Source organism: Streptomyces sp. NPDC006294 (assembly GCF_042870895.1).
Classification (GTDB): domain Bacteria; phylum Actinomycetota; class Actinomycetes; order Streptomycetales; family Streptomycetaceae; genus Streptomyces.
This window is the reverse complement of record NZ_JBIAHV010000021.1, coordinates 39569-55634: the sequence shown is the minus strand read 5'-3', so window position 1 is coordinate 55634 and position 16066 is coordinate 39569. Positions and strand designations below refer to the sequence as shown.

Annotated in this window: 16 protein-coding genes and 1 pseudogene; 12 read left to right on the top strand and 5 right to left on the bottom strand. The window is 74.3% G+C overall.

Annotated elements, in window-relative coordinates; translation table 11 throughout:
• Window positions 1–284: 284 nt before the first annotated feature.
• Together tuf and ACFYOP_RS29815 are read left to right on the top strand one after the other, a co-directional pair.
• Window positions 285–1454: an elongation factor Tu gene (gene tuf, locus ACFYOP_RS29820; protein WP_356896895.1), complete on the top strand. Its 1170-nt coding sequence runs from the start codon at window positions 285–287 to the stop codon at window positions 1452–1454.
• A gap of 49 nt (window positions 1455–1503) precedes the next feature.
• On the top strand, window positions 1504–2349 hold the full coding sequence (locus tag ACFYOP_RS29815) for a fused MFS/spermidine synthase (RefSeq protein ID WP_356896893.1): 846 nt from the start codon (window positions 1504–1506) through the stop codon (window positions 2347–2349).
• Between the two features lie 562 nt (window positions 2350–2911).
• Here the strand turns inward: ACFYOP_RS29815 and ACFYOP_RS29810 are convergent.
• Window positions 2912–3934, bottom strand: a complete 1023-nt coding sequence (locus ACFYOP_RS29810; protein WP_356896891.1) for a hypothetical protein — start codon at window positions 3932–3934, stop codon at window positions 2912–2914.
• Window positions 3935–4062: 128 nt separating this feature from the next.
• Here ACFYOP_RS29810 and ACFYOP_RS29805 point away from each other — a divergent pair, with 128 nt between their 5' ends.
• Complete coding sequence (locus ACFYOP_RS29805; protein WP_356896889.1) at window positions 4063–4515, top strand: DUF4442 domain-containing protein; 453 nt, start codon at window positions 4063–4065, stop codon at window positions 4513–4515.
• 79 nt (window positions 4516–4594) lie between these two features.
• Here the strand turns inward: ACFYOP_RS29805 and ACFYOP_RS29800 are convergent, their stop codons facing one another.
• Window positions 4595–5125 (bottom strand): gamma carbonic anhydrase family protein, encoded by a 531-nt coding sequence (locus ACFYOP_RS29800; protein WP_356896887.1) that lies wholly within the window; start codon window positions 5123–5125, stop codon window positions 4595–4597.
• Between the two features lie 308 nt (window positions 5126–5433).
• Here ACFYOP_RS29800 and ACFYOP_RS29795 point away from each other — a divergent pair, with 308 nt between their 5' ends.
• The gene (locus tag ACFYOP_RS29795; protein ID WP_356896885.1) at window positions 5434–6213 is read left to right on the top strand and encodes an acyltransferase; all 780 of its coding nucleotides are present in this window, start codon (window positions 5434–5436) and stop codon (window positions 6211–6213) included.
• On the opposite strand, the gene ACFYOP_RS29790 is transcribed toward ACFYOP_RS29795, so the two are convergent.
• Window positions 6214–7080 (bottom strand): EamA family transporter, encoded by an 867-nt coding sequence (locus ACFYOP_RS29790; RefSeq protein ID WP_356896883.1) that lies wholly within the window; start codon window positions 7078–7080, stop codon window positions 6214–6216.
• A gap of 112 nt (window positions 7081–7192) precedes the next feature.
• On the opposite strand from ACFYOP_RS29790, the gene ACFYOP_RS29785 reads away from it, so the two are divergent.
• Both ACFYOP_RS29785 and ACFYOP_RS29780 read left to right on the top strand, forming a co-directional pair.
• Window positions 7193–7765 (top strand): XRE family transcriptional regulator, encoded by a 573-nt coding sequence (locus ACFYOP_RS29785; protein WP_356896881.1) that lies wholly within the window; start codon window positions 7193–7195, stop codon window positions 7763–7765.
• Window positions 7766–7825: 60 nt separating this feature from the next.
• A pseudogene (locus ACFYOP_RS29780) lies at window positions 7826–8420 on the top strand (YbaK/EbsC family protein).
• A gap of 34 nt (window positions 8421–8454) precedes the next feature.
• On the opposite strand, the gene ACFYOP_RS29775 reads toward ACFYOP_RS29780, so the two are convergent.
• Entirely contained in the window at window positions 8455–8862 is a 408-nt protein-coding gene (locus ACFYOP_RS29775; protein ID WP_356896879.1) for a CoA-binding protein, read from the bottom strand.
• A gap of 76 nt (window positions 8863–8938) precedes the next feature.
• Here ACFYOP_RS29775 and ACFYOP_RS29770 point away from each other — a divergent pair, with 76 nt between their 5' ends.
• From ACFYOP_RS29770 to ACFYOP_RS29755, 4 genes are read left to right on the top strand one after another with little or no spacing between them, the layout of a single operon-like run.
• Entirely contained in the window at window positions 8939–9565 is a 627-nt protein-coding gene (locus ACFYOP_RS29770; protein ID WP_356896877.1) for a YigZ family protein, read from the top strand.
• A gap of 42 nt (window positions 9566–9607) precedes the next feature.
• Window positions 9608–10774 carry an exonuclease SbcCD subunit D gene (locus ACFYOP_RS29765; RefSeq protein ID WP_356896875.1) on the top strand — a complete coding sequence of 389 codons (1167 nt, stop codon included), beginning with the start codon at window positions 9608–9610 and terminating at the stop codon, window positions 10772–10774.
• Window positions 10771–10944 carry a hypothetical protein gene (locus tag ACFYOP_RS29760; RefSeq protein WP_356896873.1) on the top strand — a complete coding sequence of 58 codons (174 nt, stop codon included), beginning with the start codon at window positions 10771–10773 and terminating at the stop codon, window positions 10942–10944. The genes ACFYOP_RS29765 and ACFYOP_RS29760 overlap by 4 nt, the downstream gene beginning before the upstream one ends.
• Window positions 10941–14090 (top strand): AAA family ATPase, encoded by a 3150-nt coding sequence (locus ACFYOP_RS29755; RefSeq protein WP_388453433.1) that lies wholly within the window; start codon window positions 10941–10943, stop codon window positions 14088–14090. The genes ACFYOP_RS29760 and ACFYOP_RS29755 overlap by 4 nt, the downstream gene beginning before the upstream one ends.
• On the opposite strand, the gene ACFYOP_RS29750 is transcribed toward ACFYOP_RS29755, so the two are convergent.
• Window positions 14080–14526 carry an Lrp/AsnC family transcriptional regulator gene (locus ACFYOP_RS29750; protein ID WP_356896869.1) on the bottom strand — a complete coding sequence of 149 codons (447 nt, stop codon included), beginning with the start codon at window positions 14524–14526 and terminating at the stop codon, window positions 14080–14082. The two genes, ACFYOP_RS29755 and ACFYOP_RS29750, sit on opposite strands and share 11 nt — an antisense overlap.
• A gap of 94 nt (window positions 14527–14620) precedes the next feature.
• On the opposite strand from ACFYOP_RS29750, the gene ACFYOP_RS29745 reads away from it, so the two are divergent.
• Window positions 14621–15121, top strand: coding sequence for a rhodanese-like domain-containing protein (locus tag ACFYOP_RS29745; protein WP_356896867.1), 501 nt, complete (start codon window positions 14621–14623; stop codon window positions 15119–15121).
• Between the two features lie 70 nt (window positions 15122–15191).
• A complete protein-coding gene (locus ACFYOP_RS29740) occupies window positions 15192–16043 on the top strand; it encodes an SDR family oxidoreductase (RefSeq protein ID WP_356896865.1) in 852 nt (283 codons plus the stop codon).
• The last annotated feature ends 23 nt before the right edge of the window (window positions 16044–16066 follow it).

Here is a 16066-nt window from a genome sequence, read left to right as displayed (position 1 = left end):
GTTCCGGTACGCCTTCCTCGCAGCGCCGTCCGCAGTCGCGGACGCGCCGAAGGCTGCCGCGTTTCCCGCGACTGAGGTCGTCGCAGTCGCACTCGCAGTCGCAGTCGCAGTGGCCGAGACCGCGGTCGCAAAGGCCGCCGTCAGTGCGGCCGGCGCCGCCGCGGCGCCCTTCGGCGGCGCCCGAGGCTGACCCTTCCCGGATTGTCCGCGGACCCCGCAGGGGGAGGGTCGGCGGGCCCAGGGGTCCCGACACACTTCGAGTTCCGGGAAGGAACGACCTCGTCATGCCCAAGACGGCATACGTGCGGACCAAGCCGCACCTCAACATCGGCACCATGGGCCACGTCGACCACGGCAAGACCACCCTGACCGCCGCCATCACCAAGGTCCTCAGCGGGCGCGGGACCGGCGTCTTCGTGCCGTTCGACCGCATCGACCGGGCGCCGGAGGAGGCCAGTCGCGGCATCACCATCAACATCGCGCACGTCGAGTACGAGACCGACACCCGCCACTACGCCCACGTGGACATGCCGGGCCACGCCGACTACGTCAAGAACATGGTCACCGGCGCCGCGCAGCTCGACGGGGCGATCCTCGTCGTGTCCGCGCTCGACGGCGTCATGCCGCAGACCGCGGAGCACGTACTGCTCGCCCGCCAGGTCGGCGTCGACCACGTCGTCGTCGCCCTCAACAAGGCCGACGCGGGCGACGACGAGCTGACCGACCTGGTGGAGCTCGAGGTCCGCGACCTCCTGACCGCGCACGGCTACGGCGGCGACGCCGTGCCCGTGGTACGCGTCTCCGGGCTGCGGGCGCTCGAGGGCGACCCGCGCTGGACCGCCGCGATCGAGGCGCTGCTCGACGCCGTCGACACGTACGTGCCGATGCCGGTCAGGTACACCGACGCGCCGTTCCTGCTCCCGGTGGAGAACGTCCTCACCATCACCGGGCGCGGCACCGTCGTCACCGGAGCCGTCGAGCGGGGCACCGTGCGCGTCGGCGACCGGGTCCAGGTGCTCGGGGCGGACACCGAGACGGTGGTGACCGGTCTGGAGACCTTCGGCAGGCCGATGGAGTCCGCGGAGGCGGGGGACAACGTGGCGATGCTGCTGCGCGGCGTCCACCGCGACCAGGTCCGGCGCGGCCATGTGGTCGCCGCGCCCGGCAGTGTCGCGCCGAGCCGGCGCTTCACGGCGCGGGTCCATGTGCTCTCCGCCCGCGAGGGCGGCCGGGCCACACCGGTGTCCACGGGCTACCGGCCGCAGTTCCACATTCGCACCGCGGACGTCGTCGGCGACATCGACCTCGGGGAGGCGGGTGTGGCACGGCCCGGCGACACGGTCTCCGTGACCGTCGAGCTGGGCCGGGACGTACCGCTGGAGCCGGGGCTCGGCTTCGCGATCCGCGAGGGCGGTCGGACGGTGGGCGCGGGGACGGTGACGGCCGTGCTCTGACATCTGAGGGCTGCGGGGCTGAGGGGGCGCGGGGCGGGACAATGGGGCGGTGAACGAGCCCCTCCCCGTCCTGCGCGCCGTCGATGGCGGCACCGCCAAGCTCATGCCCGACGTGGACCGTGAGCGCGCCTGGCTGCTGACCGTCGACGGCGCACCGCAGTCGTACGTCGACCTCGACGATCCGACGCACCTCGAATTCGAGTACGTGCGGCGGTTCGGCCATGTCGTCGACTGCGCCGCCGAGGAGGGAGCGCCGCTGTCCGTGCTCCACCTCGGGGGCGGCGCGCTCACCCTGCCCCGCTACGTCGCCGCGACCCGGCCCGGGTCCCGGCAGGACGTCGTCGAGGCCGACGCCGGGCTCGCCGCACTCGTCGCGGAGCACCTGCCGCTGCCGGACGGTTCCGGCGTCACCGTGCACCGTGCCGACGCCCGGGCATGGGTCGAGGCCGCGGCGCCGGACTCCGCGGACCTGATCGTCGCCGACGTCTTCGGCGGCTCACGCGTCCCCGCCCACCTCACCACGGTCGCGTACGCGCGGGCCGCCGAGCGGGTGCTGCGGCCGGACGGCGTCTACGCGGCGAACCTCGCGGACGGCGCGCCGTTCGCCTTCCTCCGCTCGCAATTGGCGACGTTCGCGGAGGCGTTCGCGGAACTGGCGCTGATCGCGGAACCGTCGGTGCTGCGGGGGCGCCGCTTCGGCAACGCGGTCCTGCTCGCGTCGCAGGCCCCGCTCGACACGACGGCGCTGGCGCGGCGGGCGGCGTCGGACGCGTTTCCGGCGCGGGTGGAGCGGGGGCGGGCGGTGGCGCGGCTGCGGGGTGACGCGGCGCCGGTCGACGACGCGGGGGCGACGGCGTCGCCGGAGCCGCCGGAGGGGGCGTTCACGGTGGGGTGACGGAGGGTACGGCCGCTGCCTTGTCCCCTACCCGCCCCTTCCCGAACCGGGCTCCGCCCGGACCCGTCCACCGCGCTCCGCGCAGTGTGTTCGGGGCTCCGCCCCGGCCCCCCCGTACCGCGCTCCGGGCGGCGGGCCGGGCTCCGCCCGGGCCGGGTACGCCCTGCGGGCGATTCGGGGGCGGCGCCCAGAGCTCGTGCCGCCGGTGGGCGGCCCGGGCTTCGCCCGGGGCGGGTACCGCGCTTGGCACGGGGGCTTCCGTTTCTCCCTCCGGCTTGGCGGCTGTGGGTGGGGCGTCTCCCACGCCGTCAGGCCGGAGGGGGAGTACCCCCAGGCCGGGCTGGAATGCCGCTGCGCGGCGATCGGCGCTCCCCCCGGGCCCGGTACCGCGCTTCGCGCGGTGGCCGCAATCGCCGGCCGGGCCGGAGTTGCCCGGGCCGGAGGTGCCGGGCAACTCCAGCCTCGCTGGGGCTCCTCCCATGGTCGCCAGGCCGTAGGGGGAGATTGAGGCGCGGGGTTCGGGCGGCGCCCCGACGGGACCGGCCAACCCCGGCCCGCCGGGTCAGCCCGCAGACCCCGCCAGGCGGACCGTGCTGAGGATCTTCTGGATCGTCTCGTCCGGCACCTCGTCCGGCACGCCCGTGTTGGAGTACAGCACCCAGCTCGCGAAGTCACCCTTCGCGTTCTTGAAGCTGAACGCGACCGACTTACCGTCGGTCTCGCACTTGTTCTCCTTCTTGACGCCCTTCGCCGTGGCCATGGCCATGCTGCCCTTGAGGCCGGACTTCGTCGTGTAGTCCTTCGCCTCGGTGATCTTGACCGTGCCCTTCGGCTCGGTCTGGGCGTAGGCGGCCCAGACCCAGTTGCCGGCCTCGTTGTAGGCGGCCTCCGCCGTGTTCTTGGCGCCCTTGCCGCCCTTGGTGCCGGTGCTGGCCAGGCCGTAGTCCTCTTCGCTGCCGTCCTTGTCGGCGTCGATGGCGCACCACTTGCTCTTCAGGTGCGCCGGGGCGGACATGACGACCGCGAGGGACCCGTCGCCCTTCTTCTCGTCCTCGAAACCGGTGGCGGTTCCGGAGCTCAGAACTTCCCACTCCGCGGGGACGTCGAACTGCGTCCCGTGCTTGGGGTTGGTCACGACCTTCCAGCCGGCGATGGTCGGCTTGGACTCGCCGCCGCGCGGGTTGCCCGTCGGTGCCGGCGCCGGGTCCTCCGCGGGCTCCGACTTCTCCGGCTCGGCCGGCTTCGAGGCCGCGGCGTCGCTGCCCTTGTCGGACGGCTTGTCGTCGTCGGGCAGCACGATGAAGCCGGTCACGGCCGCGGTCACGACCACGGCCGTGGCGGCGACGATCGCGACGATCGTCGTCTTCTTCTTCTCGTCCCGGGGCGGCTGCGGCGCCCCGGGCATCTGGCCGGGCACGGCGTACTGCGGCGCGGTCGGCTGCTGATACGGGTTGGGCTGCTGGTACCCCTGCTGCTGGTATCCCGGCTGCTGATACGGATTCGGCTGCTGGTACCCCGGCTGCTGGTACGGGTTCTGGTCCTGCGGGTTCTGCTCGCCCCCGGGCGGCTGCTGTCCTGGCCACATGGCGAGTAACGATAGAGGTGCGGGTCCGGCACTGCTACGCCCGGCCCCCACCGGGTCGCTCGAAGCCCGCGGCGAAGGCGGTCGCCAAGGGATGGCCAAGCTCTCCTACTCGTGGGTAACATCGCGCCATGAGCGCAGAGCAGATGTCCATCGGCGAGTTGCTTACCGCCACCGTTCCCATGGTTAGGACCCTCAAGCTGGAGTACCTGGAGACCACGCCCGAGCGGGCGGTGCTCCGCCTGCCCGACGACCCCGAGTACCACAACCACGTCGGCGGACCCCACGCCGGAGCGATGTTCACGCTGGCCGAGTCCGCGAGCGGGGCCGTCGTCCTCGCCGCCTTCGGTGACCAGCTCGGCCGCGCCGTACCGCTGCCGGTCAAGGCGGAGACGAGCTACAAGAAGCTCGCCAAGGGAGTCCTCACCGCGACCGCGACGCTCGGCCGCCCCGTCGCGGACGTCGTGAAGGAGCTGGACGCCGGGGAGCGCCCCGAGTTCCCCGTGACGGTCGCCATCCAGCGCGCCGACGGCGCCGTGACCGGCGAGATGCACATCGTCTGGACCCTGCGCCCCAACAGCTGAGCGCCGGCCGCAGCACCGGGCCGGCCCGACACCGTCGAGGTGCCGGGACGGCCCTTCGCGCACCGCGGCGTAACCGGGCTCAGTCCTTGTGCGCGTCGCGGTGCTGCGCGGCCAGGTCCAGATAGACCGCCGCGTTGAGCTTGATGCCCTCCTGCTCCTCCTGCGTCAGCGCGCGCCGCACCTTCGCCGGCACCCCCGCGACCAGGGAGCCCGGCGGTACCTGCATGCCCTGCGGCACGAGGGCCTGGGCCGCGATCAGCGAGCCCGCGCCGATGTTGGCCCCGTTGAGAACGGTGGCGCCCATGCCGACGAGCACGTCGTCCTCGACGGTGCAGCCGTGGAGGATCGCGTTGTGGCCGACCGAGACACGTTCGCCGACGGTCACGGGGAACCCCGGGTCGCTGTGGACCGTGCAGTTGTCCTGGATGTTGCTGCCGGCGCCGATCGCGATCGGCCCGCAGTCGGCGCGCAGCACCGTGTGGTACCAGACGCTCACGCCCGCGCCGAGCGTGACCTCGCCCATCACCACCGACGTCGGCGCGGTGAACGCCTCAGGATCGACATCGGGTTCCCCGCCGCCGACACCCGCAACCAAAGCCCGCTCCGTCATGCCCGCTCCCTGTCGAATTCACCGGTCCGTCGCGCCTGCCTGCACCGTATGCCCCCGCGTCGGGCGGTGACCGCCGGGGTGGCCCGCGCGCGCCGCGGACGCGCCGCCCCGCGTTCCCTCGCCGCCCCTGCCACCCCGAGGACCGCTCAACGGGCCCGGGGGCACAGCCCGTTGCTGAAGCCGGCGGCGTCGTACCGGCGGTCCGGCGGGCCGGTTGGCGGCACGGGCCAGTGGGCGAGCGCCGCTTGGGGTGAACGTCACAGCACGTCAGCGCCTTCCCGCCGGACGCGGCCGACTACCGTGGGCGGGTGCCGAAGAGCAGGAACACCCCGTCGTCCGCGACCGCCTGGCGCCGCCGGTTCCTCACGCGTGCCGTGCACCGCGTGTGGCAGTGGGTGCAGGACACGGGGGCCGTCACGGCCGAGCGTCCCGGGCGGCTGCGGTTCCGGCGGATCGGCGGCGGCACGCGACTGGCCTTCCCGCAGGGCACCGTCTTCGGCGAACCGTGGATCGAGCTCGGCGCCCACTGCATCATCGCCGAGCAGGTGACCCTCACCGCCGGGATGATGCCCGGCCTGGACCTCGGCTCCGACACCGTCCTGAGCCTCGGCGACGGCGTGGTCCTGGGCCGCGGCAGCCATGTCATCGCCGACACCCGCGTGTCCATCGGCTCCGACACGTACTGCGGCCCGTACGTCTACATCACGTCCACGAACCACAGTTACGACGATCCGCACGAACCCGTCGGCAAACAGTGGCCGCGTACGGACCCCGTGGAGATCGGGCCCGGCTGCTGGCTGGGGACCGGTGCGGTGATCCTCCCCGGCGCCCGGCTGGGGCGCAACGTCGTGGTGGCGGCGGGCGCGGTCGTACGGGGAGAGGTGCCCGACCACGCGGTGGTGGCCGGCGCGCCCGCCCGGGTCGTGCGGCGGTGGGACGAGAAGGACGGCTGGCAGCCGCCGCTGCGGACGCCCGCGCCGGTGCCGATCCCCGAAGGAGTCACTCCCGAGCAGCTCCGCGCGCTCAAGGAGCTCGACGCGGAGCTGTCGGGGCCGGCCGACGCCCGGGCCGGACTCGAGGAGCGCTGATCAGCCGGTCGCCAGCAGGGCCGTGCCCACCAGCGCCAGTCCGGCGCCCGCCGCCTGCACACTGCGCAGCCGCTCCTTGAGGACGACGAGCGCCGCGAGAACGGTCACGACCGGGTAGAGGTTCGCCAGCACCGCGGCCACCGTGATCGGTCCGAGCTGCGCGGCGATCGAGTACGTGCCGTTCGCGGCGACGTCGGCGAGGCCGACGAAGGCGAGCGCCGGCAGCGAGCGCAGCACGGTGCGCGCCCCGCCGTCCTCGGGCAGGGCCCGGCCGCCGCGCCTCACCGACACGTACAGCGCGACCCCGCCGACCGTCACGTTGGTGACGCGCTGGACGAACAGGGCGAGGAACAGCCCGGTGAGCGTGGTCGACGCCTCGGCGATCAGGGCCAGCACGGCGCCGAACCCGAACGCCGCGACCAGCGTCATCAGCACCGCCTGCCGCTGTACCGGCGCGCCCCGCAGCTCGGGGCCGCCCGCCAGGACGATGCCGGCCACGGCCACCGCGATGCCCGCGAACTGGACCAGGCCGGGCCGCTCGCCCAGCAGCAGCCCGACGCCGACGGGCACGGCGACGCCCAGCGACGCGAGGGGCGACACGACGCCCATGGGGCCGAGGGCGAGGGCCTTGTAGAAGCAGAGCATCGCCACCGGTCCGACCGCTCCGGCCGCCACCGCGTACCAGAGCCGCGGTCCGGTCTCGGAGAAGCCGCCGGTCGCCACCACGATCACGCCGAGCACGACCACGGCGACGATCTGGGAGACGACGACCACGGTGAGCGCGGGCGTGCGTCGCGTGAGCAGTCCGCCGCCGAAGTCGGCCAGGCCCCAGAGCAGGCTGGTGGCCAGGGCGAGGAGTGCGGTCATGCGGGGGCCTCGCAGTACAGTGTGGTGGACGATTCGGTGCACCACACCGTAGTGCAATCCATTGGACTCCGTCATCCAGAATATTGGACGGCGCCGGAATCTTGGACGGAATGTGTCGGACCTCGACCAGCTCACCCGGTCGCTCGCCCGGAACCTCAAGCGCTGGCGCGGTGAACGCGGGTTCACGCTGGACGCCCTCGCCGCCCGCTCCGGGGTCAGCCGCGGCATGATCATCCAGATCGAGCAGGCGCGCACCAATCCCAGCGTGGGCACCACGGTGAAGCTGGCCGACGCCCTCGGCGTGAGCATCACCACGCTCCTCGACTACGAACAGGGCCCGCAGGTCCGGCTCGTCCCGCCGGAGCAGGCCGTCCGGATGTGGTCCACCTCCACCGGCAGCTCCACCACCCTCCTCGTCGGCAACGAGCGGGGCGGCCCGCTGGAGCTGTGGTCCTGGCGGCTGATGCCCGGCGACGAGAGCGCCTCCGACCCCCACCCGGACGGCACGACGGAGCTGCTGCACGTCACCGCCGGGGAGCTGACCCTCGTCGTCGACGGCCGGGCCCACCCCGTGCCGGCCGGCACCTCCGCCACCTTCGAGGCGAACGCCCCGCACGCCTACCGCAACGACGGCGACGAGATCGTGGAAGTGATGATGGCGGTCTCCGTCCCGCCCGTCCGCTGAGACGCACCCCCGCTGAGACGCCCGACCGCCGCCGTGCGCGCCGGTGTCAGCGTGCGGCACATGCGCGCACCCATCGGGAACTTCGACAACGCCACCCCCGCTCCCGACTGCCTCGAGCGACTCGTCGCGCCCGTCGCCGCGGCAGTACGCGCCTGGCACGGCGACGTCCCCGCCAGCCGCGGCAGTACGCGCCTGGCACGGCGACGTCCCCGCCGATCAGCTCCTCCACGTCGACACCGACCCGGAGACCGCCGACACCGCCGTGTTCGTGGAGCACTACGGCCGCGGACTGCCCGAACAGTCCGCGAACTGCGTCATCGTGGCCGTCCGGCGTGGCGGGGAGACCACGCTCGCCGCCTGTCTCGTCCTGTCCCACACCCGCGTCGACGTCAACGGCGCGGTGCGCAGGCAACTCGGCGCGCGCAAGGCGTCGTTCGCGTCCATGGAGACCGCGACGGGCGCGAGCGGCATGGAGTACGGCGGCATCACGCCCATCGGGCTGCCCGCCGACCGGCCGCTGCTGGTGGACCCGGCCGTCGTGGACACCGAATGGGTCCTGGTCGGCAGCGGTCGCCGGCGCGGCAAGCTGATCGTGCCGGGCAGGGCGTTCGCCGCCCTGCCCGGCGCGGTGGACGTCGAGGGCCTCGGCGTCTGAGCAAGGCCCCCACCCGGCGACCCCGCGGCGAGCGTCAGCCCAGCCGCGGGATCTCGATCGCCGGGCACCGGTCCATCACCATGTCCAGACCGGCCGCCCGGGTGCGCTCGTACGCCGCCTCGTCGACCACGCCGAGCTGGAACCACACCGCCTTCGCGCCCACGGCCACGGCCTCGTCGGCCACCTGCCCGGCCAGCTCCGAGTTCACGAAGACGTCCACGACGTCCACCTCGAAGGGAATGTCGGCAAGGCTCGCGTACCCCTGCTCGCCGTGGACCGTCTCGGCCTTCGGATGGACCGGCACGACGCGCTTGCCGTAGCGCTGGAGCACCTCGGCGACGCCGTACGCCGCTCGCGCCCGGTTGTGGGACAGGCCGACGACCGCCCAGGTGTCACCGGTGGTCGTCAGAATCCTGCGGATCGTCTCTGCGTCTGCGTACATGCCAGGACAACGGGGCGGGGGCCCGGAGGATTCCCCCGTGGAGCGTCCCGCTCCGGGCGGCGCATAGGGTGGCCGGATGCAGGAGCAGTACCGGACGGTCGCCGGCGAGGGCGTCCACGAGACCGAGATCAACCGATCGCGCTTCATCTGCGCGCTCGCCCCCGCCGCCACCGAGGAGGAGGCGCAGGCGTTCGTCGCCCGCATCCGCAAGGAGCACCCGGCCGCCAGCCACAACTGCTTCGCGTACGTCGTCGGCGCCGACGCCGCCGTCCAGAAGGCGAGCGACGACGGGGAACCCGGCGGCACCGCCGGGGTGCCCATGCTCCAGATGCTGATGCGGCGCGAGATCCGCTACACCGCCGCCGTCGTCACCCGCTACTACGGCGGCGTCAAGCTCGGCGCCGGCGGGCTGATCAGGGCGTACGGGGGAGCGGTCGGCGAGGCCCTGGACGCCGTCGGCACCCTCACCCGCAGACGGTTCCGGCTCGCCACCGTCACCGTCGACCACCAGCGGGCCGGCAAGCTGGAGAACGATCTGCGGGCGACGGGCCGTCAGGTGCGCGAGGTCGCGTACGCGGACGCCGTCCGGATCGGGATCGGGCTCCCGGACGCCGACGTCGACGCCTTCCGGGGCTGGCTGGCCGACGCCACCGCGGGCACGGCGGGGCTGGAACTGGGCGGCGAGGCGTACGGGGATGCGTGAAGCCGCCCGCATTGTCCGACCCCACCGATACGCTCACCGATCATGAGACTCCTGCACACGTCGGACTGGCACCTGGGACGGTCGTTCCACCGGGTGAGCATGCTCGACGCCCAAGCCGCGTTCCTCGACCACCTGGTGGCGACGGTGCGCGAACGGGACGTGGACGCGGTGCTCGTCGCGGGAGACGTGTACGACCGGGCCGTGCCGCCGCTCGCCGCCGTCGCGCTGTTCGACGAGGCCCTGCACCGGCTCGCCGACGCCGGCGTGCCGACGGTGATGATCTCCGGCAACCACGACTCGGCGCGCCGGCTCGGCGTCGGCGCGGGCCTCATCGACCGGGCCGGCATCCATCTGCGCACCGACCCGGCCGGCTGCGGCACGCCCGTGCTGCTCGCCGACGAACACGGCCCGGTCGCCTGCTACGGGCTGCCCTACCTTGAACCGGCCCTGGTCAGGGCCGAGTTCCAGACGGAGCGGACCGCCCATGAGACGGTCCTCGCCGCGGCGATGGAGCGCGTACGGGACGACCTCGCCGCACGTGAGCCCGGCACCCGGTCCGTCGTGCTCGCCCACGCCTTCGTCGTCGGCGGCGAGCCGAGCGACAGCGAACGGGACATCACCGTCGGCGGTGTCGCCGCCGTGCCCTCCGGCGTCTTCCACGGCGTGGACTACGCGGCCCTCGGGCACCTGCACGGCTGCCAGACCATCACCGACCGGGTCAGATACTCGGGCTCCCCGCTGCCCTACTCGTTCTCCGAGACCGACCACCGCAAGACCATGTGGATCGTCGACCTCGACGCGGCCGGAGCCGTCACCGCCGAGCGGATCGACTGCCCCGTGCCACGCCCACTGGCCCGGCTGCGCGGCACGCTGGAGGACCTGCTCGAGGACCCGGCGCTCGACCGCCACGAGCAGTCGTTCGTGGAGGCCACCCTCACCGACGCCGTGCGGCCGGCCGACCCGATGGCCCGGCTGACCGCGCGCTTCCCGCACACCCTGCACCTCGTCTTCGACCCGGAGCGGACGGAGCGGGACACCACCGCCTCGTACGCACAGCGGCTGCGCGGGCGCAGCGACCAGCAGATCGCCGAGGACTTCGTCGCCCACGTCCGCGGCGGCAACGGCCCCGACGACGGCGAGCGCGCCGTGCTGCGCGCCGCGTTCGAGGACGTACGCGTCGACGCCGGTGTGCGCGAGGTGGCCCGGTGAGACTGCACACCCTGACCGTCACCGCGTTCGGTCCGTTCGGCACCACCCAGGAAGTGGACGGGGTCCACGTGCGGGGCGGTCTCAGTGTCGGTAACGGTGAATGCGCCGTGCTGCGCGCCGCGTTCGAGGACGTACGCGTCGACGCCGGTGTGCGCGAGGTGGCCCGGTGAGACTGCACACCCTGACCGTCACCGCGTTCGGCCCGTTCGGCACCACCCAGGAAGTGGACTTCGACGCCCTCGCGAGCTCCGGCATCTTCCTGCTCCACGGGCCGACCGGCGCGGGCAAGACGTCCGTGCTCGACGCCGTCTGCTTCGCGCTGTACGGGGCGGTGCCCGGCGCACGCCAGAGCCCCGGGGCGTCGCTGCGCAGCGACCACGCGCAGACCGGCACCCCCACCGAGGTCCGGCTCGAACTGACCGTCGCCGGACGGCGGTTGGAGGTCACGCGCCGCCCGGAACAGCCCCGCCCCAAGAAGCGCGGGAAGGGCTTCGTCACCGAGCGGGCACAGAGCACCCTGCGCGAGTACGACGCGGCGGCCGGCGAATGGCAGGCGCTCAGCAAGTCCCACCAGGAGATCGGCGAGGAGATCACCCAGCTCCTCGGGATGAGCCGCGAGCAGTTCTGCCAGGTCGTGCTGCTGCCCCAGGGCGACTTCGCGCGCTTCCTGCGGGCCGACGCGGAGGCTCGCGGCAAACTCCTCGGACGGCTCTTCGACACCCGCCGCTTCGCCGCCGTCGAGGACCGCCTCGCCGACCTGCGGCGCGCCGCCGAACTGCAGGTGAAGACCGGGGACGAACGGCTGCTCGCCGTCGCCCACCGGATCGAGCAGGCCGCCGGCCCGGCGGCGGAGTGGCCGCGCCCCGAACAGCAGCCGGGGGACCCCGGACTCGCGGCCGCCGTCCTTGAATGGGCGGCGGTCGCCCGCACCGGAGCGCGCGAGCGGCTCGGCATCGCCGAGCACCGGGCGGCCGCCGCGGAGAGCCGCCGCGCCACGGCACGGCGGGAACTGGAGGAGACGCGGGAGCGGGACCGGCTCCAGCGGCGTCACGCGGACGCCCTCGCCCGCTCGGAGGCCCTGGAGGCGCGGCGGGCCGAGCAGGAGACGCTGCGGACCCGGCTGGAACGGGCCCGCACGGCCGCCCTCGTCGAACCGGCGCTGCGCGTGCGCGACGCCGCGGAGCGCGAGCACCGGGACGCGGCAAGGGAACGGGAACGGACCAGGGCGGGGCTCCCCTCTGAGTTCACCGACGCCGGCGCGGACCGACTGACCGCGGCGGAACGGGCGCTGCGCGAGGAGTCCGGCGGCCTGGACGCCGCCCGCCGGGCCGAGACCCGCGCCGCCGGCATCACCCGCGAGCTCGCCGACCTGGACCGGCAGGCGCGGGCGGACGACGACATCCTCGAAGAGGCGACGGCCTGGCTGGCCCAGTGGGACGGCGTCCGGCGCGACCACCAGGAACGGATCACGGCCGCGCAGGAGGCCGCGACCCGCGCCGAACACCTCGCCGGCCGGCTCGAACCGGCCCGGGAACGGCTGCGCGCCGCCCGCGAGCGCGACGAACTGGCCGCCCGCGCAGAGCGGGCGGCGCAGCGGCTGCGCACTCTGCACGAGCGGACCAACGAGGCCAAGGCCGCCTGGCTCGACCTCAAGGAGCGCCGACTCCAGGGCATCGCCGCCGAGTTGGCCGCCGCGCTGGTCCCCGGCCGGGCCTGCGCGGTCTGCGGCTCCGAGGAACACCCGGCGCCCGCCCGCGCCGGCGCCGGCCATGTGGACCGGGCCGCCGAGGACGCCGCGTACGAGGAACACGCCCGCGCCGAACAGGCCAGGGCGGCGGCCGAGCGGGAGCTCGCCGTGCTCGACGAGTCCCGCGCGGCGGCGGCCGCGCGGGCCCGCGGATCGGATCAGGCCGCCGTGACCGCGGCCCCCGTCACCACGGCACACGCCGCCTCCGACGGGACCGCCCTTCGCGCGCAGAGCGCCGGCACCGCCACGGAACAGGCCGCCGGCGCCGTACCCGGCCCCCGGTCCGGGGCGGACCCCACCGTCGCCGGACTGCTCCAAGGCGTCGAGGACCTGGAGCGCGAGCACGCCGGCACCCGCGCCCTCGCGGCCGGCATCCACGGCGCCCGCGAGGCTCTCGCCCGGGCCGAGCGCGAGTACGAGGAGCGGATCGAGGCCCGGCAGGGGGCCGAACGGCGGGGCGCCGCGCGCACCTCCCGGCGGGAGACGCTCGACCAGGAACTCGCCGCCCTCGAAAGCGACGTGAGCCGCGCCAGGGGCGGCGCCCGCAGCGTCGCCGAGCGCGCCGCGCTGCTCGAGCAGCAGGTCGGCCTGCTGGCGGCCGCGGCGGACGCCGTACGCGCCGTCGACAGCACCGCCCTGCGGCTGAAGGAGGCCGACGACCGGCTCGCCGACGCCGCGTTCCGCGCCGGGTTCCCCACGCCCGAGGAGGCGGCCGCCGCGCTCCTGCCCGACGCCGAACAGCGCGACCTCCAGCACCGCATCGACACCTGGCAGGCGGAGGCGGCCGCCGTCGCCGACCGGCTCGCGGAGGAAGACACCCGCGCCGCGGCCGGCCTCCCGCCCGCCGAGCCCGACAGGGCCCGCACCGCACACGACGCCGCAGAGCGCGATCTGCGCGACGCCGCGTCCGCGCTCGACGCGGCCCGCACCCGCTGCGCCGAACTCGACCGGCTGTCCGACCAGGCCGCACAGGAGACCCTCCGGCTCGGCCCGCTGCGCGAGGAGTACGAACGGTTCGCCGGACTCGCCGCGCTCACCGCCGGCACCTCCGCCGACAACGAGCGCAAGATGCGGCTGGAGTCCTATGTGCTCGCGGCCCGGCTGGAACAGGTCGCGGCGGCCGCCACCGTACGGCTGCAGCGGATGTCCTCCGGCCGGTACACGCTCGTCCACTCCGACGCCCGCACCGGCGGGAAGCGCGCCGGACTCGGGCTGCACGTCGTGGACGCCTGGACCGGCAGGGAACGCGACACGGCGACGCTGTCGGGCGGCGAGACGTTCTTCGCCTCGCTGGCCCTCGCGCTCGGACTCGCCGACGTGGTGACCGACGAGGCCGGCGGCGTACGGCTCGACACCCTCTTCATCGACGAGGGCTTCGGCAGCCTCGACGACCAGACCCTGGACGAGGTCCTCGACGTCCTCGACTCGCTGCGCGAACGGGACCGCAGCGTCGGCATCGTCAGCCACGTCGGCGATCTGCGCCGCCGCATCCCCGCGCAGCTGGAGGTCGTCAAGGACCGCGGCGGCTCCGCGGTGCGGCTGCGGGCGGGGGCGGGACTCAGCGACTGATCGGACGCTGCGGCAGGGGAGAGGAGTACACGACGCTCGTCGTCACGGAGCCGAGGGCGCCGATCTTGCCCGACACCTGCTCGAGGTGGCTCATCGAGCGGGTCGCCACCTTCAGCACGAAGCAGTCGTCGCCGGTGACGTGGTGGGCCTCGAGTATCTCGGGCGTCGCGTCCAGCAGGTCGTGGAACGGCTTGTAGTTGCCGTTCGGATAGCGCAGCCGCACGAACGCGAGGACCGGCAGGCCGAGCCGTTCCTGGTCCACGACGGCCGAGTAGCCCTTGATGACGCCCGCCTCCTCCAGCCGCCGCACGCGCTCCGTGACGGCGCTCGCCGACATGGACACGGCCTTGGCCAGCTCGGTGAAGCCGGCCCTGCCCCGGGTCTGCAGGACCTGGAGAATGCGCCAGTCGGTGGCGTCCGGTGAATAAGCGGTCATGCCCGACAGACAACAGGGGATTCCCCGGCAGATCAACCCGTGTGCCGGGGACTCTCACTTCCGGGAGACGGTCACCGACCGTAGATTTCTGGGCATGACCACGACACAGAGTGACATCGCCGGGGCGCGGGCCGCCAACCCCGTCCTGCGGGTTCCGCCCGCCTCACCGGCCGCCGCGGCCGCACACTTCGCCGCGAGCCTGGCCTTCCACGCCGACGTCTCCGACGTCGCCGCCGCGCTCGCCGCCGGCGGCGACCCCGGGTTCGTCGTCCTCGACTCCCGCTCCACCGAGTCCTGGGACCAGGGCCACATCCCGGGCGCCGTACACCTGCCGACCGCCCTCATCCCCGAACAGGCCGGGCAGCTCCTCGACCCGTCCGTACCGGTCGTCACCTACTGCTGGGGCCCCGGCTGCAACGGAGCGACCCGCGCCGCCCTCGCCCTCGCCCAACAGGGCTTCCAGGTCAAGGAGATGCTCGGCGGCTTCGAGTACTGGGCCCGGGAGGGCTTCGCGTACGACACCAGCCAGGGCCGCACCACCCGCGCCGCCGACCCGCTCACGGCACCGGCCGGCGCGGCGGCCTGCGGCTGCTGAGCCGCTTCGCACGGGCGCCGGGGCGGAAACCGGATGACAGCGGCCGGCGTGGCGATCATGATGGGCCGCCATGCCGAAGATTCCCTCACCCCCCGCCGAGTCGCTGCGACGCGACGTCCTCCCGCTGCGCGGCCGCACCGCCCTCGTCACCGGCGCCAGCCGCACCGGCGGCATCGGCTACGCGGTCGCCCGGCGCCTCGCCGCGTACGGCGCGAGCGTCTACCTCCACCACCATGTCCCGCACGACGCCGCCCAGCCGTGGGGCGCCGACCCCGGCGGGCCCGAAGCGGTCGCCGCCGGTGTCCGCGAAGCCCTCGGCGACCCCGAGGCCGTCGTCTGCCACGGCCCCGCCGACCTGTCCGGCGCCGACGCCCCGGCCGAGCTGCTCGCCACGGCCGCCGACGCGCTCGGCGGGCGCGTCGACATCCTCGTCGCCAACCACGCCCTCAGCGGCTCCGACGGGCCGCTCGACGCGATCGACGCCGCGATGCTCGACGCGCACTGGGCGGTCGACGCGCGCTCGGTGATCCTGCTCGTCCAGGCGTACGCCCGGCTGCGCGCCACGCTGCCGGCGCGGACGCCGGGCGGCCGGGTCCTGATGATGACCTCCGGCCAGGACCTCGCGGGCGGGATGCCCGACGAGATCGCCTACGCCCTGGCCAAGGGCGCCCTGGCCTCCGCGACCCGTTCCCTGGCGACCTCCCTCGCCGACCTCGCCGTGACCGTCAACTGCGTCAACCCGGGCCCGGTCGACACGGGTTACCTGGACGGCGAGCCGTACGCCGAGATCGCGGCGATGTTCCCGGCCGGCCGGTGGGGCATGCCGGACGACCCGGCCCGCCTGATCGCCTGGCTCGCGACGGACGAGGCGGAGTGGGTCACCTCCCAGGTCATCGACTCGGAGGGCGGCCTCCGCCGCTGACGCCCGCGCCGCGGTTCGTGGGC

Excerpts from the sequence above, each read along its gene's own strand:
- ACFYOP_RS29800 (WP_356896887.1), bottom strand. The coding sequence starts at position 5,125 with ATGACGGAGCGGGCTTTGGTTGCGGGTGTCGGCGGCGGGGAACCCGAT.
- ACFYOP_RS29740 (WP_356896865.1), top strand. The coding sequence starts at position 15,192 with ATGCCGAAGATTCCCTCACCCCCCGCCGAGTCGCTGCGACGCGACGTC.
- tuf (WP_356896895.1), top strand. The coding sequence starts at position 285 with ATGCCCAAGACGGCATACGTGCGGACCAAGCCGCACCTCAACATCGGC.
- ACFYOP_RS29790 (WP_356896883.1), bottom strand. The coding sequence starts at position 7,080 with ATGACCGCACTCCTCGCCCTGGCCACCAGCCTGCTCTGGGGCCTGGCC.
- ACFYOP_RS29775 (WP_356896879.1), bottom strand. The coding sequence starts at position 8,862 with ATGTACGCAGACGCAGAGACGATCCGCAGGATTCTGACGACCACCGGT.
- ACFYOP_RS29750 (WP_356896869.1), bottom strand. The coding sequence starts at position 14,526 with ATGACCGCTTATTCACCGGACGCCACCGACTGGCGCATTCTCCAGGTC.
- ACFYOP_RS29765 (WP_356896875.1), top strand. The coding sequence starts at position 9,608 with ATGAGACTCCTGCACACGTCGGACTGGCACCTGGGACGGTCGTTCCAC.
- ACFYOP_RS29805 (WP_356896889.1), top strand. The coding sequence starts at position 4,063 with ATGAGCGCAGAGCAGATGTCCATCGGCGAGTTGCTTACCGCCACCGTT.
- ACFYOP_RS29810 (WP_356896891.1), bottom strand. The coding sequence starts at position 3,934 with ATGTGGCCAGGACAGCAGCCGCCCGGGGGCGAGCAGAACCCGCAGGAC.
- ACFYOP_RS29770 (WP_356896877.1), top strand. The coding sequence starts at position 8,939 with ATGCAGGAGCAGTACCGGACGGTCGCCGGCGAGGGCGTCCACGAGACC.
- ACFYOP_RS29745 (WP_356896867.1), top strand. The coding sequence starts at position 14,621 with ATGACCACGACACAGAGTGACATCGCCGGGGCGCGGGCCGCCAACCCC.